Source organism: Streptomyces sp. Ag109_O5-1 (assembly GCF_003814875.1).
GTDB classification, from domain to species: Bacteria; Actinomycetota; Actinomycetes; order Streptomycetales; family Streptomycetaceae; genus Streptomyces; species Streptomyces sasae.
In genome coordinates this window covers 5308070-5330774 of sequence record NZ_RKQF01000001.1, presented here as the reverse complement: position 1 = coordinate 5330774, position 22705 = coordinate 5308070, and the positions used below count along the sequence as shown (strand labels likewise).

Here is a 22705-nt window from a genome sequence, read left to right as displayed (position 1 = left end):
TCGGAAGACTGGATTGAGATGCTCCGCTACACGCTGATGCGCCTCGGTATCTTCGCGGGCTGCCTCCTCGTCGTCTGGGGCCTCGTCTACGCCGGCGCGTTCCCGCGTGGCTTCGGCGACTCCAATCTCCTGTGGGTCCTGCTGCTCTCCCTCGTCCTGTCCGCGCCGATCAGTTTCGTCGTGCTGCGCAAGGAGCGGGACCGCGCCTCCGTGCAGGTCTCGCAGCGGGTCGACCGGATGAAGGCCAACATCGAGGCCAACCGCAGCCAGGAGGACGACGCGGTCGACGAGGCGGAGGCCCAGGCCCAGGGTCAGGCCCAGACCTCTTCCTGAGCGACGCCCGCGCCTGCGGACCCAACTAGGCTTGGTCTCCATGGGGACCGTGAAGACCAAGCGGATGCCGCGCGCGGTACGTGAGCAGCAGATGCTGGACGCCGCCGTGCGGACCTTCGGGCAGCGCGGTTACATGGCCGCGTCGATGGACGAGATCGCCGAACTCGCCGGTGTCTCCAAGCCGTTGGTGTACCTGTATCTCAACTCGAAGGATGACCTGTTCGCGGCGTGCATCCGCCGTGAGGCGAAGGCGCTGACCGAGGCGGTCCGGGCCGGCGTGCACCGCGAGCTGCCCGCCGACCGCCAACTCTGGGACGGGCTCCAGGCGTTCTTCGCGCACACCGCCGAACATCCCGACGGCTGGTCGGTGCTGCACCTCCAGGCGCGCACGCACGGCGAGCGGTTCGCCTCCCAGGCGGCGGCAATGCGCACGGAGATCGTGGAGTTCGTGACCCAGTTGATCGTCGTGGCCGCGCGCGAGGCGCACCGCGATCCCGACCTGCCCGAACGCGAGGTCGTGGGGCTCGCCGAGGCGTTGGTCGGCGCCGCCGAGTCCCTCGCCGACTGGGCCAACGCGACCCCCGGAGTCACGGCCAGGCAGGCGGCGGCGACCCTGATGAACTTCGCGTGGGCCGGGCTGGGCAACCTGATGGAGGGGCGGCCCTGGTCCCAGCCGACGGTGTCTTCTGATTGATTTCGCGGCGTTTTCCGCGCACAGAACGCCCACAGTGAATTGACATCGAAAATAAATCTGGGAAAGCCGGACGGTCCGGGCCTGCGATGCGCAGATGGCACCTAGGTTAAGTGATCCTGATGCTGTGCCCCGGGTGTCGAAGAGTTTGAGCAAAGAGGCCGCCGTGGCGGGGTGGGCCGAAAGGTGCGGAGGCGGGCAAGGGCCCTTTTTCCCCTCCGCACGGCCCGCGGATGTGGCGACAGCGGCTTCAACTGCCCCCGCTGATAAGAGGATTGACGTCCCCTCCCGACATCGGAATTATTCGGTGCCGGGATCTTCGTGATCCGCTGCATGGTGGAAGCGAAATGCTTCGTAAGGCCTTATGGGGGAGGCTGTTTCGGACGGCAGCGGTCAGTGGGCGCTCACGGCCCTCGGCACCCGGGCCGGGCACGGCCAGGTCAGCAAACTGCTCAAGCCGGCGTTGTCCGGTCCGTATCCGGCCGAGTGGCTGACCGGCGGCAAGTTCGTCAGCTGGTCGGTCAGCGGCCTGACGGTCTATGACGCCCCGAGCGACAGCGGCCTGACCTTCAGCACGGAGGCGACCGGCTTCACCACCCCCCGCGCGAACTCCGGTTACCTGGACCTGGGGTACAACCCGGGAGGGAAGAAGAACTCACTGATCGCCTGGAAGAGGTACTGAACCCGGGCGGCCCTGGAGCGGCCCCGGGCCGAGCCGTTCCACCCGTCCCTCGACGTGCACACGGTCCCCGTCCCGCAACTCGAACCGCCCGGCGTCGTCCTCCGCGTACGTCACCGTCCCCGGCAACAGCACCGGCGCCCTGAACTCCGCCGTCACCCGCGCCCGTTCGGGCGCACCGTGAGCGGCGAGACACCGGGCCACGGTCCACATGCCGTGCGCGATGGCACGGGGAAAGCCGAAGAGCCGGGCGGTCAGCGGGTGCAGATGGATGGGGTTGCGGTCCCCGGAGGCGGCACCGTACCGCCGCCCGACGTCCCCGGCGATCCGCCACTCCTCGACGGCGGGCAGGGGAGCGCGCTCCTGCTCCCGGGGGCCGTCCGCAGGTGCCGTTTCGGTCCGGTGCCGCGCCAGATAGGTGCTCCGCGACTCCCACACCACGTCGTCCGCGACCCGCACCTCGGTCACGACGGTGGCCTCGGTCCCGCGCCGATGCGGACTCAACTTCTCGATGTGCACGGAGATCTCGTACGTCCCGTCGCCGGGCAGTTCGGCGTGGCGCACGATCTCGATGGAGGTGTGCACCAGCCCCAGCAGCGGCAGCGGAAAGTCCCGCCCGCTCATGAGCCGCATGGCCAGCGGAAACCCGAGGACATGGGGGTAGGTGACGGGCAGCCCGTCGTCACCGGTGGCGAAACCGCAGACGCGTTCGTAGGCGGCGAGCTTCCGGAGATCGGGCCGGAGGGAGGCGAGCACGAGCCGGGCGCGGGGGAAGTCCGCGCCGGCGGAGGGCTTCTTGAAGGGGGACCGCAGCGCGCCGAGGGCGAGGAGGGGCCCGAGGGAAGGGGCACTACTGAGGACGATCACAGGGTTCGCCTTCCGACACCGTTGAGGGAAGCGCCCCTTCAGGGGCGCTGAGGGTACCCCCGGCCGAAGGCTGGGGGAGGAACTGCGCGACCAGCCACACACAACCCGCACCTTGAAATGGTGCTCAGGCCCCCAAAAGGCTCTGTCCGCAAACCCGCACGACCTGCCCGTTCACGGCTCCCGACCCCGGCTGCACCAACCACCCCACCGTCTCCGCCACATCCCCCGGCACCCCACCCTGCGCCAGCGAGTTCATCCGCCGCCCCGCCTCCCGGATGAACAAGGGAATCGCGGCGGTCATCTTCGTCTCGATGAACCCGGGTGCCACCGCATTCACGGTCACCCCGAACTCACTCGCCGCCCGCGGCGCCAGGCACCGGACCAGCCCCACCACCCCCGCCTTGCTCGCCCCGTAATTCGTCTGCCCCGCATTACCGGCGATCCCGGCGATGGACGCCGTACCGACGATCCGCCCACCGGCCTTCAGCGCCCCACGCTCCAGCAGCGCGTCCGTCGTGCGCAGCACACTCCCGAGATTCACCTCCAGCACCGAACTCCACCGCTCGGCGGGCATGTTGACCAACCGCCGGTCGCGGGTGATCCCCGCGTTGTGGACGAGGACGTCCAGCCCCTCCGGCAGCGCATCCGCGATCCGCGCCCCCGCGTCCGCCTCGGTGATGTCCAGCGCCACCGCGCTTCCGCCCAGCCGCTCGGCCAGCGCACGCGCCTCCGCCTCCGCGGCCGGCACATCGAGGACGACGACCCGCGCCCCGTCCCGCGCCAGCGTCTCGGCGACGGCGGCCCCGATCCCGCGGGCCGCCCCGGTGACCAGCGCGGTGCGCCCCGCGAGCGGTCGTTCCCAGTCGTCCGGGACGGTGAAGCCGCCCGCCCCGACCTCGACGACCTGTCCGCTGACGTACGCGGACCGCGGCGAGAGCAGAAACCGCAGCGTGGACTCGGCGGCCCCCGCATCCCCGCCGAGCCGTACGAGGTTGACGGTCCGGCCCTGCCCGATCTCCTTGCCCAGGGAGCGGGTGAAGCCCTCCAACGCCTGCTGGGCGGCGGCCTGGTGATGGTCGGCGGGGTCGAGCGGAGCGCCCAGCACCACCACCCGCCCGCTCGCCGCGACGGACCGTACGACGGGGTGGAGGGCCGCGTGCACCTCGGCCAGCGCACCGACGTCCCGCACCCCGGTGGCGTCGAGGACGACGGCGACGGGGGTGCCCGATCGGTCGGCCGCAAGTCCCGTACGGGCGAGCACCGGAGCCAGGTCGAGATCGGACTTGCCGGCCGTGAGATGCAACAACTCGCCGTGCAGGGAAGGCGTTTGCGACCGACGTACCAGCTTCGCCGGTTGCGGCAGCCCGAGCCGTCGGGTGAGGAAGCGGCCCGGCGCGGTGGCGGTGAAGCTCAGATAGCGGTCCGTCATGTCCGTCCTCAGGCTCGCCCGATTTCTGACTTTCGAGTAAGGTTACCGCAGGTAAGTCTACGTCACAGCTGTCAAGGTTCAGGAGTCGGGCCTAAGGTGAGAGACCCTCACGTAAGCTCCGGGATTGCACAGGCCCGGCCCCGGACCAACCCGGAAACCTCACAAACCCGCCACAGCGGGCCCGTACGCTCTCCTGTCTAACTGCCGGTAACCCCTTTCTGAGGCCCGGTCCCGGTGAACGCCTCGGTGCGCGAGGCGCGTACGTCATGCAGCAAGCAGTTCACCCGCTGCACGCCCGAGGAGCCGCTCCGTGTCCACTTCCTCTTTCCAGAACGCCCCGCCGGTCTCCTCCGGTGTCACCGTCAACGCCACGGACTACGACGGCAAGCCGGTCCTGGTCGAGCCCCTCGTGCAGCGGCTCAGCGGGGTGGTGCGGGAGGCGTACGTACCGCCGTTCGCGCCGCCGGTACGGCATGGGTCGCTCGCCGACCTGCCGTTCGAGAACGCGGAGCGGGATCCCGGCGCGATCGTGCTCAGCCGCAAACCCGCGGACGGTGAGGGCCGTTGGGAGGACGTGACGGCGGACGGGTTCGCCGCGCAGGTGCAGGCGGTGGCGAAGGGCCTGATCGCGGAGGGGCTGATGCCGGGCGACCGGATCGCGGTCATGGCCCGGACGACGTACGAGTGGACGCTCCTCGACTTCGGCGCCTGGGCGGCCGGTCTGGTGACCGTCCCCATCTACCCGACCTCGTCCGTCTTCCAGACCCGCTGGATCCTGCACGACTCCGGCGCGGTCGCCCTGGTCACCGAGACCGCCGCGCAGGCCGCCGCGCTCGGCCCCGAACTCGACCGGCTGCCCGATCTGCGGCACCTGTGGGTGATGGAGAAGGGGCACGTGGACCGGCTCGCGGAGGCGGGCCCGAACGTCCACGACGCCGAAGTGGGCGTACGGCGGGGCATGTTGGGCCCCGAAACCCTCGCCACCCTCATCTACACCTCGGGCACCACCGGCCGCCCCAAGGGCTGCGCCCTCTCGCACGGCAACTTCTTCGCCGAGGTCGACAACGCGATCGAACTCCTCTACCCGATCTTCAAGGCACGCAACGACGAGGAGGTCTCCATCCTCCTCTTCCTCCCCATGTCCCATGTCTTCGGGCGCATGGTGGCGGTCGCCTGCATCCGCGCCCGGGTCCGCCTCGGCCACGCCCCGAGCCTCAAGGCCGAGGACCTGCTCCCGGACCTCGCCGCGTTCAAGCCGACCTGTCTGCTCACCATCCCCTACATGCTGGAGAAGGTCTTCAACACCGCGCGGGCCAAGGCGGAGTCGGGCGGCCGGGTCACCGTCTTCGACCGGGCCACCGGGGTCGCGCAGCGCTACGGCGAGGCGCTGGAGGCCAAGCAGACCGGCACCGGCAGCGGTCCCGGCCGCGCCCTGAAGACCGCCCGTTCCTTCTACGACCCGCTGGTCTACCGCCGTATCCGCACCGCCATGGGCGGCAAGGTCCGCCACATCATCTGCGGCGGCTCCCCGCTGGGCCGCCGCCTCGCCGCGTTCTACGCCGGAGCCGGCATCGAGATCTACGAGGGCTACGGCCTGACCGAGACCACCGCCGCCACCACCTGCACCCCGCCCCTCAAGCCCCGCCTGGGCACGGTGGGCTGGCCGATGCCCGGCACGAAGGTCCGCATAGCCGCCGACGGCGAGATCCTGGTCGCCGGTGACCACGTCCTGCGCGGCTACTGGGATCCGGCGGCCGGCGGGGTCGTCCCGGCGACCCGGGACGGCTGGCTCGCCACCGGCGACATAGGCGAGTTGGACGACGAGGGCTACCTCACCATCACCGGCCGCAAGAAGGAGATGCTGATCACGGCCGGCGGCAAGTCGGTGGCCCCCGCCCCGCTGGAGAACTGGCTCCGCTCGCACCCCCTCATCTCCCAGGTGATGCTGGTCGGCGACGGACTGCCCTACGTCAGCGCCCTGGTCACCCTCGACCGGGACGGCCTCACCCACTGGCGCCAGATGAACGGCAAGCACCCGGTGCCGCCGGAACTCCTCCTGGACGACGCCGAGTTGCAGGCGATCCTGCAGCGGGCGATCGACGAGGCCAACAAACTGGTCTCCCGCCCCGAATCCATCCGCCGCTTCACCATGCTCCCCGTCGACTTCACCGAGGAGGCGGGTCATCTGACCCCCTCGATGAAGCTGCGCCGAGAGGAGATCATGAAGGACTTCGCAACAGAGATCGAAAGCCTCTACACGAAGTAACCACCCCGGCCCCCACCGAACCTCCGCCACACCACGCCCCCTGCCGGGACCGATGCCCCCGGCAGGAACGGGCGAGACCGGCACCGCTCTGCTGGTGACCGGCACCGCCTGGCAGCTGACCGGCGTTGCCCGGCGGTGCCGAAACCGTCGGGCGCCGTTCGGTGCGGTTCAGGCGGCGGAGGAGCGGCGGCCGGTTCGGCGGACGCCGCCTCGGCCTCGGGTGCTGTTCTCGGCCGCCGCGCCGGAGGTGCCATCGGTCGCCGTCCGGCGCCGGGACCCGCCGGCGGCTGCGCCGGAGGCCGTGGTGCGGCGGTCGGAGGCGGGGCCTCCCGTGCCGTCGGCCGTCGAGCGGCGTCCGGATCCCCGGGCGGCCTTGGCCGTGCCGGCGGCGGTCGTGGCGCGGCGGCCGGCGGCTGGGGTGCCTGATCCGGTGTCGGCTGCTGCTCGGCCGTTGGTGCCGCGCCTGCCGGATGCGGTGGTGCCGTCGGGCGCCGGCGTCCCGGAGCCCGAGCCGGACCGGCGGTTGGTGGCTCGGCGGCCCGTCGCCGTGTCGGGGCTGCCGCCGGTTCCGCGGCGGCGGGCGGAGCGTCTGCCGGGCTTGGCACCGGTGCTGCCGTCCCGGGGCTCCGCCGGTGCCGCCTGCTGGGGGATCGCGATGGTGACGGCCACCCCGGAGGGCTCGCGGGCGCCGGTGATGGCGGCCAGTTCCGCGTCGCTCGACGTGATGCTCGCGGTCCGGGGGCGGATGCCCGCGTCCGACATGAGCCGGCTGACGTCCCGCTTCTGGTCGGGCAGCACCAGCGTGACCACGCTGCCGGAGCCCCCGGCACGGGCCGTGCGGCCGCCCCGGTGGAGGTAGTCCTTGTGGTCGGTGGGCGGATCGACGTTCACGACGAGGTCGAGGTCGTCGATGTGTATGCCCCGGGCCGCGACGTTCGTCGCCACCAGCGCGGTGACCTCGTTGTTCTTGAACTGCTCCAGGGTGCGGGTGCGCTGCGGCTGGGAGCGGCCGCCGTGCAGCGCCGCCGCGCGGACGCCGACGGCCAGCAGCCGTTTGGCGAGCCGGTCGGCGGACCTCTTGGTGTCGAGGAAGAGGATGACCCGGCCGTCCCGGGCCGCGATGCGCGTGGTGACGGCCTTCTTGTCGGTCTCGTCCTGGACGTGGAGCACGTGGTGCTCCATGGTCGTCACCGCTCCCGCGGACGGGTCCACGGAGTGCACCACGGGGTCGGTCAGGAACCGCTGCACCAGACGGTCGATGTTCCGGTCGAGAGTGGCCGAGAAGAGCATCCGCTGCCCGTCCGGCCGTACCTTCTCGATCAGCTTGGTGATCTGCGGCAGGAACCCCATGTCGGTCATCTGGTCGGCCTCGTCCAGCACCGTGATGCGGACGTCGTCGAGCACACAGTCCCCGCGCTCCACGAGGTCGTTGAGCCTGCCGGGACTCGCCACGACCACTTCCGCGCCGCGCCGGAGCGTGGCGGCCTGCTTGGTGATGGACAGCCCGCCGACCACGGTGGCCAGCCGGAGGTTCACGGCGGTCGCGTAGGGGGTCAGCGCGTCCGTCACCTGCTGCGCGAGTTCACGCGTGGGCACCAGCACGAGGGCGAGGGGCGCCCTGGGCTGCGCCCGCAGTCCGGCGGTACGGGCCAGCAGCGCCAGCCCGAACGCGAGGGTCTTCCCGGAGCCGGTGCGTCCCCGGCCCAGCAGGTCGCGGCCCGCGAGCGAGTTGGGCAGGGTGGCGGCCTGGATGGGGAACGGCGTGGTCACGCCCTGCGCGGTGAGCGTCTTCAGCAGCCCCGCGGGCATGTCCAGAGCGGCGAAGTCCTCGACGGCGGGAAGCGCGGGCGTCGTGTTCTCCGGCAGCCGGAACTCCGTCGGTGCCGACGTGGACGGCGGCGGGGCTGACGAGGTGCGCCGGTTCGATCTCTGGGGCCTGCGGGACATGCGGTGGTCTGCCTTCCTGGAAACAGCACAAACCGGGGTCCGCACCATGACGGTGCGGACCCCGGTGCGCGGATGGGCGTCCGGCGATCAGGCGGGGACGATGTTCTCCGCCTGCGGGCCCTTCTGGCCCTGCGTGACGTCGAAGGACACGCGCTGGCCCTCCTGGAGCTCACGGAAGCCCTGCGTCGCGATGTTCGAGTAGTGGGCGAAGACGTCGGGGCCGCCGCCGTCCTGCGCGATGAAGCCGAAACCCTTTTCGGCGTTGAACCACTTCACGGTTCCCTGTGCCATGACTTTCTCCTTCTGTAGGCAAATGGCCCCATCCGGAGATGCCGGAAAACAGATAATGCGCCTGAAGGAGAAGCAATCCCATCAGGCGCACACAGGTTCATGGGTACCACAACTGCAACACTCCAACCGTAGCACGCTAGGCGTCCTCGGCAAGGCGATTCAGCCACTCCCGCAGCAGGTGCTGCTCCGCGCCGCTGAGGGCCGTCTGGTCGGGGAGGGCGGCGCGCAGCGCGCGGGCGGCACCGGCGGGACCGGTGGTCCGTACGGCGGGCTTCTCGCTGGTGACGGCCGTGACCATGGCCTCCCGGAGGGTGGTCAGCAGGGCCGGGTCGCGGCCGGTCTCGGGCGCGGACAGCCAGGTGAGGACGGCGCCCCGGGCGGTGGCGTGGATGACGTCGACGGCGAGGTCCTCGCCGACCCGCAGCCACCCGCCGGCGGCGAGCCGCCGCACCCGCCCCCGCAGGATCTCCAGCCCGGCCCGGAAGGCGGCCGACCCGCTGTGCGAGGTGTCGCTGTACATCAGCATGTACAGCGCGGGGTTCTCCAGCCCGAACTCGACCGCGAGGTCCCAGCTGCCCCGCAGGTCCTCGATCAGGTCCTCGGGGTCCGGATCGACCCGCTTGCCGGCGAGGAACGTGGCGAACCCGTGCTCCGCCACGGCCTCCAGCAGCCCGTCCTTGTCGCCGAACAGCCGGTAGATGGCCGGGGGCTGCAGCCCCGCGGCGACCGCGACCGCCCGGGTGGTGACGGCGTCCCGCCCCTCCCGCTCCAGCAGTCCGATGGCGGCGTCGACGACGCGCTGCCGGGTGTCCGTGTCACGTGCTTCCGAGCCCATGCGTCAACGATATATCAACGATATCGCCCTCTTGCTTCCATCGTTAGTATCGATGTTATCGTGAAGATGTTTCCACTGATATCGCATCGTGCCGGAGGACATCGTGATCGTCGTGACCGGAGCCACCGGACAGCTCGGCGGCCGGATCGTGGAGCGGCTGCTGACCCGGGTACCGGCCGAGACCGTCGGCGTCAGCGTCCGCGACCCGAAGAAGGCACAGCCCCTCGCGGACCGGGGCGTGCGGGTTCGGGAGGGCGGCTTCACCGACCCGGGCGGCCTGGCGCACGCCTTCGAGGGCGCCACCCAGATACTGATCGTCTCCGTCGACCGGCTGGGCGAGGAGGGCGTGCGACAGCACCGCACCGCCATCGACGCGGCCGTGGCGGCCGGTGCCCGCCGCATCCTCTACACCGCACACATGGGCGCCAGTCCCACCTCCCGCTTCCAGGCCTGCCGCGACCACGCGGCCACGGAGGCGTACCTGGCCGCCTCGGGTGTCCCCTACACCTCCCTCCGCAACGGCTTCTACACGGCGAGCGCGCTGCAGTTCGCCGGCCACGGCCTGGCCACCGGCGAACTGGCCCTCCCGGCCGACGGCCCGGTCTCCTGGACGGACCACGACGACCTGGCGGAGGCGGCGGCCGTGATCCTGGCGGACGAGGGCCGCTTCGAGGGCCCGACGCCTCCGCTGACGGCGGCCGAGGCGCTGACCTTCGCCGACATCGCCGGCCTGGCCGGTGCGAGCCGGACCATCGCCCCCGACCAGGCGTTCCGCGACCGACTGGCGGCCGACGGCGTCCCCGCGGACACGGCCGACCACCTCCTGGGCGTCTTCCTGGCCGCCCGCGAGGGCGAGTTCGCGACCGTCGACCCCACCCTGGCGGAACTGATCGGCCGCGAGCCCGTCTCCCTGCGCAGTGTGCTGCGCGACCGGGCGGCCAGTTGAACGGTCGGCTGGTTCGGCCGGTACCGGTGCCGACCTGGCCGTGGGTGCGGGTGCGGGTGCGGGTCCGGGAGGACGGGCTGATCGTCTGGTCGCGGGTCTGCGCCAACCCGTTAGAGCGCGGCCAGTAGAAAGGCCTGCGGGCTCAGTTCATCGAGCTCCGCGTCCGGTTGCCGTACCGTGCTGGAGTAGAGGGTGAACCCGGCGTCGGCCAGCAGTGCCGTCATCTCCTCCGGCCGCCGGCGCAGGAAGTCCAGCGTCACCCGATGCCCCCAGGGGTTCTCGTGCCGACGCGCCACGTCTCCCACCTGGAACGCCAGGAGCAGGTGCCCGCCCGGCCTCAGCACCCTCCTGAACTCCCGGAACAGGTCCGGCAGTCGGTCGTCCGGCGTATGGATGGACGAGTACCAGCACAGCACCCCGTCCAGCGCGCCGTCCGCCACCTCCAGCTCCAGCATCGAGCCCTGCACGAAGCGCAGTCCGGGATTCTCGCGGCGGGCGATGGCGAGCATCGACTCCGAGAGGTCGAGTCCGAAGACCGACAGGCCCAGCGCGGCCAGCCGGCCGGTGACCCGGCCGGGGCCGCAGCCCAGGTCGGCCACCTCGCCGCCTGCTCCCACCCGCTCGACGAACACCTCCAACATGGCCCTTTCCACCGGCCTTTTGTCGTACTCCGAGCGGAAGCGCTCGGCGTAGTCGGACGCGATCGCGTCGTAGAAGGTACGGGTGGCGGTGAGGAAGTCGGCGGTCATGCCTGCGGACCCTAACGGCCGCCACTGACAACTCCCCTTACCCGATCCCCACCGCCCGCAGTGCGGCCGTGACCGCCGCCGCCCCTACGACCACCACCACGAACGGCGCCTTGCGCCAGGCGAGTACGCCCCCCACCAGCACCCCGGCCGGGCGGGCCCAGCCCGCGAAGCCGCCGTTCTCGGTCAGCGCGCCGGTCGCCAGGAGTGCGACCAGCAGGACCACCGCACCCGCCGACGCCAGCTCCTGGACCCGCGCCGGGATCTCCACCCGGCCGTGCAGCGCCGGGCCCACCAGGCGGAAGGCGTACGTGCCGAGCGAGAGGACCAGGATCATGACCACCGTCGCGTTCATCGCCGTACCCCCGGATGTGCGAACAGGCCCAGGAGGGCGAGGAGGACCGGGATCCCGGCCGGGACGGCCGGGGTCACCGCGAGGGCGATCGCCGCGCCGAGCAGGGCCGAGCGCCGTACCCCCGCGTCCTTGCGGAGGGACGGCAGGACCAGGGCCACCAGCACCGCCGGGAACGCCGCGTCCAGGCCGTAACGGGAGGTGTCGCCGAGGGCCGTGCCGGCGAGGGCGCCGATCACCACCCCCGCGTTCCACACGGCGAACAGGCCGAGCCCCGAGATCCAGAACGCGGCGCGGCGGCGGGCCGGGTCCGGCTGGGCCAGGGCGAAGGCGACCGTCTCGTCGGTCACCAGGTGCGCGCCGAGCAGCCGGGTGGCGCGGCCGGGGCCGAGCAGGTCGGCGACGGCGAGGCTGAAGGCCGCCGTACGGGTGTTGAGGAGGAGTCCGGTGGCCGCGGCCGCCAGCGGACCGCCGCCGGCGAGCAGTACGCCGACCGCGCTGAACTGCGCGGAGCCCGCGTAGACGACGAGGGACATCAGGACCGGGACCCACACGGGGAGGCCGCCGGCGACGCTGACCGCGCCGAAGGAGACGCCGACGACGCCGCTTGCCAGCCAGACGAGGGAACTGTCCCGGACGAGGGAGGTCCGCCGTGTTCCGGTGCTCGGCGGAAGGGTGGTTCGGTGTGGCGAACGCATGTTCTCTACAATGAACAAGCAGAATGGTGTTCGTCAAGGCGAACGATCGTACCGATGGAGCGAACGAATCAGATGTCCGAGGCACCCGACCGGCTCCCGATGGAGTGGATCGCCGGTTCGCTGAAGCGGGAGCGGGCCCGGGCCGGGCTCTCGCTGTCCGAGCTGGCCAAGCGGGCCGGCATCGCGAAGTCCACGCTGTCCCAGTTGGAGGCCGGCAGCGGAAACCCGAGCGTGGAGACACTGTGGTCGCTGGGGGTCGCGCTGGGCGTGCCGTTCAGCGCGCTGGTCGAGCCGCCGGTGTCCGCCGTCCAGGTGATCCGTGCGGGGCGGGGGCCCACCGTCGCGTCGGAACGGGCCGACTTCGCCGCCACCCTGCTCTCGGCCTGCCCGCCCGGCACCCGCCGGGACATCTACCACCTGCGGATGGAGCCGGGCGTGCCGCGCGAGTCCGAGCCGCACATTCCGGGGACCGTCGAGCACCTTGTCGTATGCGGCGGGCAGGTTAAGGCGGGGCCACGCGGAGAAACCGTCGAATTGAACCCCGGGGATTACCTGACGTACCGCGGGGACGTTCCGCACTCCTACGAGGCGCTGGTGCCCGGCACCACGTTCGTCCTCGTCATGCAGCACATTTAGGCGGCGGAGAAAAGGCAGGAGCCCCGTCGCCTGACGGCGCGGGGCTCCTTGGGTACTGCACTCAGTCTGCGATCAGACTTGGGATTTCCGTGATCAGACGGGGGTGACGTTCTCCGCCTGCGGACCCTTCGGGCCCTGCGTGACGTCGAAGCTCACCTGCTGGTTCTCCTCCAGGGAGCGGAACCCGTTGGCGTTGATCGCGGAGTAGTGGACGAAGACGTCGGGGCCGCCGCCTTCCTGGGCGATGAAACCAAAGCCCTTTTCGGCGTTGAACCACTTCACGGTTCCGGTAGCCATAAGCCCTCCTTGGGCTCAAAAGGGTCGCCCTGCTCCAGAACCTGCAAGTGTGAAAACAAACTAAGTGCCGCACAACTGCATATGTCTGAAAACGACGAGAGCCCACGGTTACATGCTCCGCAGGCTCTGTACTGCAAGGGAAACCAAACTGCAACTTGCGGCGAGCCTAGCATGTGGGCAGCCGAAAGCAACAGAGGCCAAGATCATGTCACCCGGAGGTTTGAATGGCCTCAAGCGTGGGTTGACGCCCTGAGGGGTGCCTGCAGCGGTGCTGACTGCGCGGTGCTGACGGCGGGGGCGGTCTCAGCACCGTACCCCATGGGGTCTAGTCTCGCGATGTGGACAATTCTCGCACCCGGCCGCGCGTCGGCCACATCCAGTTCCTGAACTGCCTGCCCCTCTACTGGGGGCTCGCGAGAACCGGCACCCTCCTCGACTTCGAGCTCACCAAGGACACCCCGGAGAAGCTCAGCGAGCGACTGGTGCGCGGCGACCTCGACATCGGGCCCATCACCCTCGTCGAGTTCCTGCGCAACGCCGACGACCTGGTCGCCTTCCCGGACATCGCCGTCGGCTGCGACGGCCCGGTGATGTCCTGCGTGATCGTCTCGCAGGTCCCGCTGGACCAGCTGGACGGCCGCCGGGTCGCCCTCGGCTCCACCTCCCGGACCTCGGTCCGGCTGGCCCAGCTGCTGCTCGCCGACCGCTACGGCGTCCAGCCCGACTACTACACCTGCCCGCCCGACCTCAGCCTGATGATGCAGGAGGCGGACGCGGCGGTGCTGATCGGCGACGCGGCCCTGCGCGCGAATCTGCTGGACGGCCCCCGCTACGGCCTGGAGGTCCACGACCTCGGCGCGCTGTGGAAGGAGTGGACGGGCCTCCCCTTCGTCTTCGCGGTGTGGGCGGCGCGCCGGGACTACCTGGAGCGCGAGCCGCACATCACCCGCGAGGTGCACGGCGCCTTCCTCGAATCCCGCGACCTCTCCCTGGAGGAGGTCGCCAAGGTCGCCGAACAGGCCGCCCGCTGGGAGGCGTTCGACGAGGCGACCCTGGCCCAGTACTTCACCACCCTCGACTTCAGCTTCGGCGCACCGCAGCTGGCGGCGGTCGCGGAGTTCGCACGGCGGGTCGGCCCGACCACCGGATTCCCGGCGGACGTGAAGGTCGATCTGCTGGCGCCCTAGCCCCTACTCTGCTGCGTGGGCTCCCCAGGGGGCCGGACTCTCTGGGGGGTGAGGGCGCATGCAGCCGCTCGCGGGTGACGAACCGGCCGTCGTCGGACCGTACCGGCTGCTCGGCCGCCTCGGCTCCGGCGGCATGGGCCGGGTCTATCTGGGCCGTTCGGCCGGCGGCCGGACCGTCGCCGTGAAGATCGTGCACCCGCACTTCGCGCTGGACGAGGAGTTCCGGGCCCGCTTCCGCCGCGAGGTGGCGGCGGCCCGACGGGTCGGCGGCGCCTGGACCGCCCCCGTCCTGGACGCCGACCCGGACGCGGCCGTGCCGTGGGTCGCCACGGCGTACGCCGCCGGTCCGTCCCTGGCCGCCGCCGTGACCGACGGCGGTCCGCTGCCCGCGCACACGGTACGGGCGCTGGGCGCGGGCCTCGCGGAGGCGCTGGCGGCGGTGCACGAACTGGGGCTGGTGCACCGGGACGTGAAGCCGTCCAACGTCCTGCTGACCCTCGACGGACCGCTGCTCATCGACTTCGGTATCGCCCGGGCCATCGACGGTACGGCGTCCCTGACCTCGTCGGGGGTCTCGATCGGTTCGCCGGGCTACATGTCCCCGGAGCAGATCCTCGGCAAGGGCGTCACGGGCGCCGCGGACATGTTCTCCCTGGGCGCGGTGCTGGCGTACGCGGCGAACGGCGAACCGCCCTTCCCCGGCGACTCCTCCGCCGCCCTGCTCTACAAGGTCGTCCACGAGGAACCCGAACTCGGCACGCTGAGCGGTGAGCTGCGATCGGTGGCCGAGGCGTGCCTCGCGAAGGAGGCGGGGGCCCGACCGGGCCCGGCGGAGGTGGCCGCTCAGCTGGCCCCGCAGGGGGCCGCACGGCTGGTGACGGGCGGGTGGCTGCCGGGGGCGCTGGTGGAGAGGGTGAGCCGAAGCGCCGTACAGGCGCTGAACCTTGAGGCGGCGCAGGGGGTGGAGCCGGCGCAGGGGGCGGTGCCCGCGTCCGGGCCGGTGGGGTTCAGCAGTCCTTCGGTGGGCGCTTCGGGGGTGGGCGCTTTGGGGGTGGGACCTTCGGGGGTGGGTGCTGCCGAGGCCGACGCTGTGGAGGCCGGCGCGGTGGCCGGCGCTGCGGTGGCGGGGGAGTTCGGGCCGCCGCCGACCGTGCCGCCCGCGGTTCCCGAGGCTGCGCCTGCCATGCCTGCGGGCTCGCCTGCCATGCCGTCGGCTTCGCCCGCCACGCCTGTGGCTCTGCCCGCGATGCCGTCGGCTCCGCCCGCGATGCCGTCGGCTTCGCCCGCCACGCCTTCGGCTTCGCCGACCGTGGCGGAGCCTCGGGATGCCGTGCCGCCCGGGAAGGTGTCGGTGAGCGTCGCGGCGACCGCCGTACCCGGCGAGGGCGGGCGTGGCCGCCGGGTGAGCTGTACGGTCGCGCTGGCCGTGGCCGGGGCGCTGGCGGCGGTGACGGTCGGACTGGGCTTTCTGGTACGACCGTGGATCGTCGGGGGTGACGACGGCAGCGGCGGGTCCGCCAACGCGGGCACCGGCCCGTCCGTGTCCCCGTCCGCGGCGTTCTCGCCCGCCTCGGGGGCGATCCCGGCCGCCTACCTCGGCACCTGGGAGGGCACGGCCACCGCCCTGTCCGGCAACCTGCCCATCGGCACCTTCCGGATCACCGTGGAACAGGCGGCGGTCGGCGCGGAGCTGGGCCGTCTGCGGCAGACCGACCAGCTGGGCGGGGTCTGCACCGACGTACTCACCCTGAAGTCGGTGACGGCCACGAAGATCGTCGCGTCCTCGGAGGGCGTCGAGGGCAACCACGACGGCTGCGACCCCGACCGGAACACGGTGTACCTGACGCCGAGCCACGGCGACCTGGTGTACACGTCGGACAGTTCGGCGGAGGGGAATCCGGTCGCGGTGATGTCGAAGACGGGGGACTGAGGACCTTCCGCGGTCCGGCCCCCCGCCGTACGGCTACTGCGGGGTGGTCACCGTGATGTGTTCCCCGCTGCCCAGATGCAGCATGCCCTTGCCGGGCTGGACCGGCCCGCCCACCATGGCCCGGGTGGTCCGGATGCCGATCAGCTCGCCGGAGCCGGACTCCTGCGGGGAGAGCAGGATGCCCCGGCGGGCCTTCTTGGCGTCGACCTGCCAGCCGGAGAAGCCGTCGCAGATCTCGTCCTCGTCACCGGCGATGACGACGGCGAGCCCCTCCTCGGCGCCACGCTCGACGATCCGCTTGAAGACGTCCTCGGCGTCGCAGTCGTCCAGGACCTCGGCGTCGTCGACGAGGACCACGATCGGATCCGCCGGGGTGGCGGTGTTCACGATCTCCTCCAGCTCGTCCTCGTCCACGTCCCGACCGGTGAAGACCTTCACCACACCGTCCTGGCCTTCGAGTTCACGCAGCGGGGACTGCCGGGGCGCGGCCACGACGATCCGCACGCCGTTGGCGAGGTAGGAGCGGGCGAAGCCCAACAGGGTCGTGGAGCGGCCGGACTTGGCGGGACCGCCGATGACGAAGGCGGGCACGCCCTGCGACAGGTCGGGCCCGAAAGCGGTCAGCTCGTCGCCACCGACACCCACCAGCGCCCACAGCCGGGACGAGGTGGCGGCCGGATCCCGCATCGCCCAGGCCTCCTCGAAGGAGATCCGGCCGGGCAGCACGTCGACCCGGAACGGGCGCCGCGAGCGCGGCACCTGCGCGTCCCGGACGTCGGCATCCTCACCGATCGCTCCGATCGCGGCGGCCTGCCCCTGACCGGTGGTGTCCGCGGCGAGCAGCGCGAACTGCGTCTCCGCGGCGGTCTCGCTCCGGAAGGCGCGGCCGGGCGGAATCTCCTCGGGAACCTTGCGGGAGTTGATGTCCAGCATCGAGAAGTCCGCGCGGTCCGCGAGCCGGAGACCGTACTTGTCCTCGGTGAGGGAGGAGATCCGGCCGGCCAGGATCTGCCGGTCGCCGGTGAGGACGAGATGGATGCCGACGCTGGCGCCCTCCCGCATCATCACCATGATCTTGTCGGTGAGGTCACCGTGGTTCAGCTCGCCGAGGGTGGGCAGCCAGCCTTCCCAGCGGTCGAGGAGCAGCACGATGTGCGGCAGCCGCTCCGCCTCCGGCACGGCGGCCCGCTGCTCGCCGATGTCCGCGAACCCCCGGTCGGCGAGCAGTTCCTGACGACGGCTCAACTCACCTGACAGGCGCGCCATGAGGCGCTCTACGCGCTCGGTCTGGTTACGGCCGACGACGGCACCGCAGTGCGGCAGCCGGGTCAGCGCGTTGAGGGCGCCGTTGCCGCAGTCGATGCCGTACATGTGCACATCGGCGCAGGAGTTGGTGCGGGCCAGCGAACCGGCGATGGTGCGCAGCACCTGCGAACGCCCGGTGCGCGGCGCACCGGCGATGATCAGATGGCCGAAGGTCGCGAAGTCGACGGCGACCGCACGGCGGGCCTGCTCGGCGGGCAGGTCCTCGACACCGTACGGGGCGGCGGGCAGCGAGCCCTGCGCCTGGACGGCCGGGACGTCGTCGAGCAGCAGGGTGTCGTCGAGGGCGGGCAGCCACGGTGAGTGCTGGGCCGGGACGCCGAGCGCGGTGTTGGCCTCGCGCACGGCGTCGACGAGCACCTTCAGGTCGGTGATCTCGTCGTCCTCCCGGGCCTCGGACTTGGGCTTGCGCAGCGCGGCCCGCCCCAGGTCCTGCCAGGACAGCGCCCCGGCCCAGGGCGCGAGGGTGGCCGGGTCGGCCGCACCCGGCCGCCGGCCGCCGACCCGCCCCGACTGGAACGGGATCAGCGAGGCGTGCCCCAGCCGCACATACGCCCGGCCCGGCGTGCTCTTCGCGATGTGCCCAGCGTCGGGTGCGTCGATGACGTCGGTCGACTCGCCGGCGTCGGTCACGCGCAGCGCAATCCGGAGGTTGGTGTTGGCGCGGATCTCGGGGGACACGACACCGGAGGGCCGCTGCGTGGCGAGCAGCAGATGAATGCCGAGGGACCGCCCTCGCTGCGCGATATTGACAAGTCCCGTGACGAAGTCGGGCAGATCGCGCACCATGGACGCGAACTCGTCGATGACAATGAGCAGTCGGGGAACCGGAGCGTGCGACGGATCCCTTCTCACCAGGTCCTGGTAGTCCTCGATGTCCTTGGCGTCGGCGGCGGCCAGGATGTGCTCGCGCCGCTTCAGCTCGGCACCCAGCGACTCCAGGGCCCGCTCCACCAGGTGGGCGTCGAGGTCGGTGACCATACCCACCGTGTGCGGCAGCTTCACACAGTCCTTGAACGCCGAGCCGCCCTTGTAGTCGACGAGGACGAAGGTCATGTTCTCCGGGGTGTTCGCCACCGCCAGCGCGGCCACGATGGTCTGCAGCAGCTCGGACTTGCCGGAACCGGTCGTACCGGCGATCAGGCCGTGCGGCCCGTCGCGCCGCAGATCGATGCCGAACGGCCCGTCGTACGACTCCCCGATGACGGCCATGGTCGACTGCCCGCCCATCCGCCACCGGGCGGCGATGGCATCCCGCGTCGGCGGCTCCAGCTGGAGCACGTCGAGCAGCCGGCTGGAGCCGGGCAGTGCCGAGTCCTCGGTCTCGCCGCTGATGTCCCGGAGCGGGGAGAGGGAGCGGGCGAGCCGGCCGCACCAGGCGGGGGTGACGAAGTCGGGCCGTACGTTGCGCTTGCGCAGCGCCCCGCTCTGCTCGACGCGCAGCCGCAACTCCAGGTCCTGGGGCGCCTGTTCCTCGACCTGCTGGTCGGGATGCCAGGCCTGGAACGAGGGGAAGCCGCCAACGGTCTGCTGCGTGACGGCCGTTGCCGGAGCATCTGCGGACGCGACCGGCTCGGCGACGACGACTCCCTGGCACTCACCGGGAAGGAAGCGCTCCTCCTCGTCGAGGCAGATGGAGCGGATGGCGACGCCCGGCCCTTCCTTCAACAGCCGTACGACACCGGGCATGGACCGCAGCCGCCGGGACCCGTCCCACACCACCACGACGTCCGGATCACTGAACGCGGGCCCGTCGGTCTTGCTCCGCCCGCCCTGCTGGAGGGCCTTCTGCCGGCCGTCGAGGAGCTGGGTGAGCTCGCCGACGCGGGTGGCGACGGTCTCGGAATCGGTGCCGATGAGGACGTTCACGTCCTGGCCGCCGCCGGGGCGGGAGTGCGGCAGCCAGCGCACCCAGTCCCAGCGGGTACCGGCGTCGTGGTCGGTGAGGACGTAGAACTGCACGTCCATGGGGCTGTGCAGCACGGCGGTCTGGGCGACGGCCCAACGCCCCAGCGCATGCGCCGAATCCCCCGGCCCGGCGACCCCGATCACCCCCAGATCGCGCAGCGACAGCGCGACCGGGGCGTCCTCGATGTACCAGCGGACCTTGCGCTTGTGCTCGTCCTGCTCGGGGTCGTCGAGCTCGACCTCGGAGGGGACGCGCCCGGTGCCGAAGCGGACGAGGAGGTGGTCGGCGTCGGTGCGCCGCCGCTCCCAGAGCCGGGTACGCGGCCCGGTCCCGTACGTCAGCACGGCGCCCGGATCCGGCACCGCACCCCGCCGCTCCGACCGCTCGGCGACCAGCGCCTCCTGGGCCTCCCCCTCGATCCGCTCCTTGTGCTCCTTGTACTCCTTGAGCTGCTTGGCGTGGGACTTCCTGCCGTGCTTCTTGTCCATGAAGTAGTTGCCGAAGAGCATGATCGGGCTCATCACGGCCATCACCAGGTAGTACCAGCGATGGAACATGAACACGGACACGACGGCGCCGACGAGCGGCAGCAGGGCCATCAGCCAGGGCAGCGGCCGGGCCTCGTAGTCGCCGGGCGGGTTGGGCAGCGAGAAGTGCGTCTGCCGTTCGGCGGGACGCAGCCGAGGGGGCCGGTTGTAGTCGAGCCCGGCACCGTCGTCGGACCACTTGAGGGCGGCGTTGGGCGGGGAGTAGGCGGCGATCTCGAACAGCGTGTTGCCGAGTGCGAGTTGGGACCCGAGCGGCCAGTCCCCGTCGCCCTTGAACTCCTCCCCGTCCAACCGCGCGCCTTCCCCGTGCACCTGAACCTTGCAGGTGCCGCCGATGGCGATGGTGAGGGTGGCGGCACGGGCCGCGAGCTCCGGGTCCTCGACGCGGATGTGCGAGGCGGCCCCGGTACCGATGTCGTACCGCCCGACACCGAGCCGGTGCACGGAACCCGCGGCCGGACCGCCGGCGACCCGGAACTCCACGACACCGGTGGGTTCGCCGAGCAGACACCCGGCGGGATCGTGCAGGGAGACGACGACACCGTCGCGCAGCGGCGAGCCGACGACGGTGGCGGCGGGGTCGAGGGCGTACCCGTCGACATAGGCGTGCGGACCGGATGCCTGGACGACGGCGGCCTGTTGCCGGTGCGCACCGATGGGTATGACCTGGGCCCCTTCGTTGCTGTCGGGAAACCCCAGACCGACCTGCCGGGCCAACTCCCGGGCGACGTCACCGACCGTGGACTCGGGATCCGCGTCGAGCACCACGTCGGCGGTGGCACCGCCGACCGGATCGACGACGGTCAGACTCAGGCGCACGTTCCGTCCCCCAACACACCGATAGCACCCAACACAGTGGAAGTGACCTTAGCCGCACGTTCTTTCCCGGGTGCAACGGGATCTGCACGGTTCACAGTTCCACCGCACAAGGGCCGTGCGGTCCCACGCGTCACCCCCGTAGGATCTTTGCTCGTGCGGACGGCCGTGTCATGGCCACGATCCGCGCGAACGATGCCACGGGGGAAGGCCCTGCGGCCACACGAACGGGAGGAAGCCGTCATGGCCAGCAAAGACACGGATCTCACTTATGCCGAGATGGAGAAGGTCGCGGGCGACCTGATCAAGGACATGCACGAGCTTGAGGACAAGATCAAGAACGTGGAGAAGCGGGTCAGCGCCCTGGTGGAGAACGGCTTCACCACCCAGAAGGCCTCGGGAGCGTACGACGACTCCATGAAGGAGTTCACGAAGGGCGCGTCCAAGACCATCCAGGGCCTGCACGGCCTCTCGGACTTCCTGAAGAAGGCCAAGGAAGCGTACGAGCAGCTGGACGAGCAGCTGGCGAAGCAGGCCAAGGGCTGATCGATCGGGTCCGCGGAGTGACTCGGAGGCGGCGAGGCATACACGGCTTGGTGCACGTCGCCTCCGGGGTCACCGCTACCGAACTCGGCCCATCCGGCTGTTTCATCTACTGCTTCTCGCGCCAGAAAGCATGCGCAGAGCCGAAAATCTTGATCGAGATCGAAGGCTCAACGTTGACGCAGCCCGTTCCGTCCGAACGAATCCTTTCCGAAGTCTCAACAGCTGCGCCGCCTGTGAGCCAGGCGGACGCTATGGGTGAATGGTGCAGATGCCAGCTGCTTGTAGCGTGCGCGGCGTGATGAGTCGGTCGGCGGCTGTAGCACTTGCACGCAGCGCTTGGGGCCAGCAGTCATATTACGAAAGCGACTTGAGCTGTGATTAATGATTCTGGGTTAATTGGGGGAAACCGGACATGCCCAAGGGTGATCTCGTACTCAGTCTTGCCGGGCTTGACACCTTGGCAGGGCAACTGCGGTCTATCAAGAAGCGAATGGACGACACCGGTCAGGTAGACCGGAAGCTCGGCAACGGAGAGTTGGGCTCCAGCACGGCGTTCGACGCCATGGAAGACTTTATGCACGGCTGGAAAGACGGTCGTAAGGAGATCGACGTCGGCCTTGAAAGTGTGGCCAAGATGGCGCAGGAGATCGTCGATAAGATGACGAAGCTTGATGCCGATCTCCGGAACGCCCTCCGCAAGCACGAGCAGGGGGGCAAGGGTGGAAACTGAACAGAGTCACGCCGAGGCCGAGGGACCCTTGACCGCGGACCTTTTCGCTGGAGCCGCCCCCGGGGACGTCATCGGTATCAACATCCAGGTCCCCAGCACCTGGTATGAGTTCGACGTTCACCCCGCTACGGTGAATCGCTCGATCCGCGAGTTGGTGGCGGAGCGGATCAGACAGAGGCCGGAACTGGCCGAATACCAAGCTGATCTGGTCAGGACGCTGAAGAAGACAGCCCGCGAGGTCAGGAAGAACAACGTCGTCTATTCCGGCTCCATGTGCGAGATCGTCGACGACGAACCGATGGTGGCCAGCCTCACGGTCAGCGTGAGCGAAGCAGTGAACGAGACCACGGGAGAGACTGCTCCCACCGATCTCGACACTCTCATGCGGGTCCTGACACCGATCGCTCCCGGGCGTCGGCCGACTGATCCCTGGCGTCGGGTGCGCATGGTGGAACTGCCCGACGCCGGACAGGCGGCCCGTACCGAGGGGATCGAGGACATCGAGATCCCTGACGACAGCCGTAGCTATCGCGCGGTGATGATGCAGACCCTCGTGCCCTTCCCGGACGGCAACCCGAAAGTCGCAGTCATTAGCGCCAGCACGCCCCAACTCGCCTTGGTCGAGCCGATGTTGCAGCTCTTCGACGCCATCGCCGGCACGTTCCGCTTCGTATACCGCGCCGACCTCGACACGGAGAACTGA

General features: G+C 70.7%; 21 protein-coding genes. 11 read left to right on the top strand and 10 right to left on the bottom strand.

From position 1 onward, the window contains the following. Positions 1–18 precede the first annotated feature (18 nt). The 3 genes from EDD90_RS23845 to EDD90_RS23835 all read left to right on the top strand — a co-directional run bounded on the left by EDD90_RS23845 (position 19) and on the right by EDD90_RS23835 (position 1706). Complete coding sequence (locus tag EDD90_RS23845) at positions 19–333, top strand: DUF4229 domain-containing protein (RefSeq protein WP_123975048.1); 315 nt, start codon at positions 19–21, stop codon at positions 331–333. A 40-nt stretch (positions 334–373) separates the two neighbouring features. Then, positions 374–1027 (top strand): TetR/AcrR family transcriptional regulator, encoded by a 654-nt coding sequence (locus tag EDD90_RS23840; RefSeq protein WP_123975047.1) that lies wholly within the window; start codon positions 374–376, stop codon positions 1025–1027. Between the two features lie 361 nt (positions 1028–1388). Then, positions 1389–1706, top strand: coding sequence for a hypothetical protein (locus tag EDD90_RS23835; RefSeq protein WP_123975045.1), 318 nt, complete (start codon positions 1389–1391; stop codon positions 1704–1706). Here the strand turns inward: EDD90_RS23835 and EDD90_RS23830 are convergent. Beyond that, positions 1680–2612 carry a MaoC/PaaZ C-terminal domain-containing protein gene (locus EDD90_RS23830; protein ID WP_185149622.1) on the bottom strand — a complete coding sequence of 311 codons (933 nt, stop codon included), beginning with the start codon at positions 2610–2612 and terminating at the stop codon, positions 1680–1682. The genes EDD90_RS23835 and EDD90_RS23830 overlap by 27 nt on opposite strands. 82 nt (positions 2613–2694) lie before the next feature. Further along, positions 2695–3999: a 3-oxoacyl-ACP reductase gene (locus EDD90_RS23825; protein ID WP_123975034.1), complete on the bottom strand. Its 1305-nt coding sequence runs from the start codon at positions 3997–3999 to the stop codon at positions 2695–2697. A 394-nt stretch (positions 4000–4393) separates the two neighbouring features. On the opposite strand from EDD90_RS23825, the gene EDD90_RS23820 reads away from it, so the two are divergent. Further along, positions 4394–6265, top strand: coding sequence for a long-chain fatty acid--CoA ligase (locus tag EDD90_RS23820; protein ID WP_260328749.1), 1872 nt, complete (start codon positions 4394–4396; stop codon positions 6263–6265). Positions 6266–6433: 168 nt separating this feature from the next. Here EDD90_RS23820 and EDD90_RS23815 read toward each other — a convergent pair whose 3' ends face one another. The 3 genes from EDD90_RS23815 to EDD90_RS23805 form a co-directional block, all read right to left on the bottom strand. Continuing rightward, positions 6434–8212 carry a DEAD/DEAH box helicase gene (locus EDD90_RS23815; protein ID WP_123975030.1) on the bottom strand — a complete coding sequence of 593 codons (1779 nt, stop codon included), beginning with the start codon at positions 8210–8212 and terminating at the stop codon, positions 6434–6436. Positions 8213–8299: 87 nt separating this feature from the next. Further along, positions 8300–8503 (bottom strand): cold-shock protein, encoded by a 204-nt coding sequence (locus tag EDD90_RS23810; RefSeq protein WP_031161015.1) that lies wholly within the window; start codon positions 8501–8503, stop codon positions 8300–8302. Positions 8504–8639: 136 nt separating this feature from the next. After that, positions 8640–9338, bottom strand: a complete 699-nt coding sequence (locus tag EDD90_RS23805; RefSeq protein WP_123975028.1) for a TetR/AcrR family transcriptional regulator — start codon at positions 9336–9338, stop codon at positions 8640–8642. Positions 9339–9441: 103 nt separating this feature from the next. Between EDD90_RS23805 and EDD90_RS23800 the strand changes: the two genes are divergently transcribed. Further along, a complete protein-coding gene (locus EDD90_RS23800) occupies positions 9442–10284 on the top strand; it encodes an NAD(P)H-binding protein (protein WP_123981550.1) in 843 nt (280 codons plus the stop codon). 110 nt (positions 10285–10394) lie between these two features. Here EDD90_RS23800 and EDD90_RS23795 read toward each other — a convergent pair whose 3' ends face one another. Genes EDD90_RS23795 through EDD90_RS23785 form a run of 3 tightly spaced genes read right to left on the bottom strand, consistent with a single transcriptional unit; the run spans position 10395 to position 12080 of the window. After that, positions 10395–11033, bottom strand: a complete 639-nt coding sequence (locus EDD90_RS23795) for a class I SAM-dependent methyltransferase (RefSeq protein ID WP_123975026.1) — start codon at positions 11031–11033, stop codon at positions 10395–10397. Positions 11034–11070: 37 nt separating this feature from the next. Continuing rightward, positions 11071–11385, bottom strand: a complete 315-nt coding sequence (locus tag EDD90_RS23790) for an AzlD domain-containing protein (protein WP_123975025.1) — start codon at positions 11383–11385, stop codon at positions 11071–11073. After that, entirely contained in the window at positions 11382–12080 is a 699-nt protein-coding gene (locus EDD90_RS23785; RefSeq protein ID WP_123975023.1) for an AzlC family ABC transporter permease, read from the bottom strand. Before EDD90_RS23785 ends, EDD90_RS23790 begins: the two co-directional genes overlap by 4 nt. Positions 12081–12152: 72 nt before the next feature. On the opposite strand from EDD90_RS23785, the gene EDD90_RS23780 reads away from it, so the two are divergent. Continuing rightward, on the top strand, positions 12153–12716 hold the full coding sequence (locus EDD90_RS23780) for a helix-turn-helix domain-containing protein (protein WP_123975021.1): 564 nt from the start codon (positions 12153–12155) through the stop codon (positions 12714–12716). 93 nt (positions 12717–12809) lie between these two features. On the opposite strand, the gene EDD90_RS23775 is transcribed toward EDD90_RS23780, so the two are convergent. Beyond that, the gene (locus tag EDD90_RS23775) at positions 12810–13013 is read right to left on the bottom strand and encodes a cold-shock protein (RefSeq protein WP_007490911.1); all 204 of its coding nucleotides are present in this window, start codon (positions 13011–13013) and stop codon (positions 12810–12812) included. A gap of 338 nt (positions 13014–13351) precedes the next feature. Here EDD90_RS23775 and EDD90_RS23770 point away from each other — a divergent pair, with 338 nt between their 5' ends. Both EDD90_RS23770 and EDD90_RS23765 read left to right on the top strand, forming a co-directional pair. Continuing rightward, a complete protein-coding gene (locus EDD90_RS23770) occupies positions 13352–14200 on the top strand; it encodes a menaquinone biosynthetic enzyme MqnA/MqnD family protein (RefSeq protein WP_123975019.1) in 849 nt (282 codons plus the stop codon). 58 nt (positions 14201–14258) lie between these two features. Continuing rightward, positions 14259–16130, top strand: a complete 1872-nt coding sequence (locus EDD90_RS23765; protein ID WP_123975017.1) for a serine/threonine-protein kinase — start codon at positions 14259–14261, stop codon at positions 16128–16130. A 33-nt stretch (positions 16131–16163) separates the two neighbouring features. Here EDD90_RS23765 and EDD90_RS23760 read toward each other — a convergent pair whose 3' ends face one another. Further along, on the bottom strand, positions 16164–20729 hold the full coding sequence (locus EDD90_RS23760; RefSeq protein WP_123975014.1) for an FtsK/SpoIIIE domain-containing protein: 4566 nt from the start codon (positions 20727–20729) through the stop codon (positions 16164–16166). A 240-nt stretch (positions 20730–20969) separates the two neighbouring features. Here EDD90_RS23760 and EDD90_RS23755 point away from each other — a divergent pair, with 240 nt between their 5' ends. From EDD90_RS23755 to EDD90_RS23745, 3 genes are all read left to right on the top strand, one after another. Beyond that, positions 20970–21272 (top strand): WXG100 family type VII secretion target, encoded by a 303-nt coding sequence (locus EDD90_RS23755; RefSeq protein ID WP_123975012.1) that lies wholly within the window; start codon positions 20970–20972, stop codon positions 21270–21272. A 412-nt stretch (positions 21273–21684) separates the two neighbouring features. Continuing rightward, entirely contained in the window at positions 21685–22002 is a 318-nt protein-coding gene (locus EDD90_RS23750; protein ID WP_123975010.1) for a hypothetical protein, read from the top strand. Further along, positions 21992–22705 carry a hypothetical protein gene (locus EDD90_RS23745; protein ID WP_123975008.1) on the top strand — a complete coding sequence of 238 codons (714 nt, stop codon included), beginning with the start codon at positions 21992–21994 and terminating at the stop codon, positions 22703–22705. Before EDD90_RS23750 ends, EDD90_RS23745 begins: the two co-directional genes overlap by 11 nt.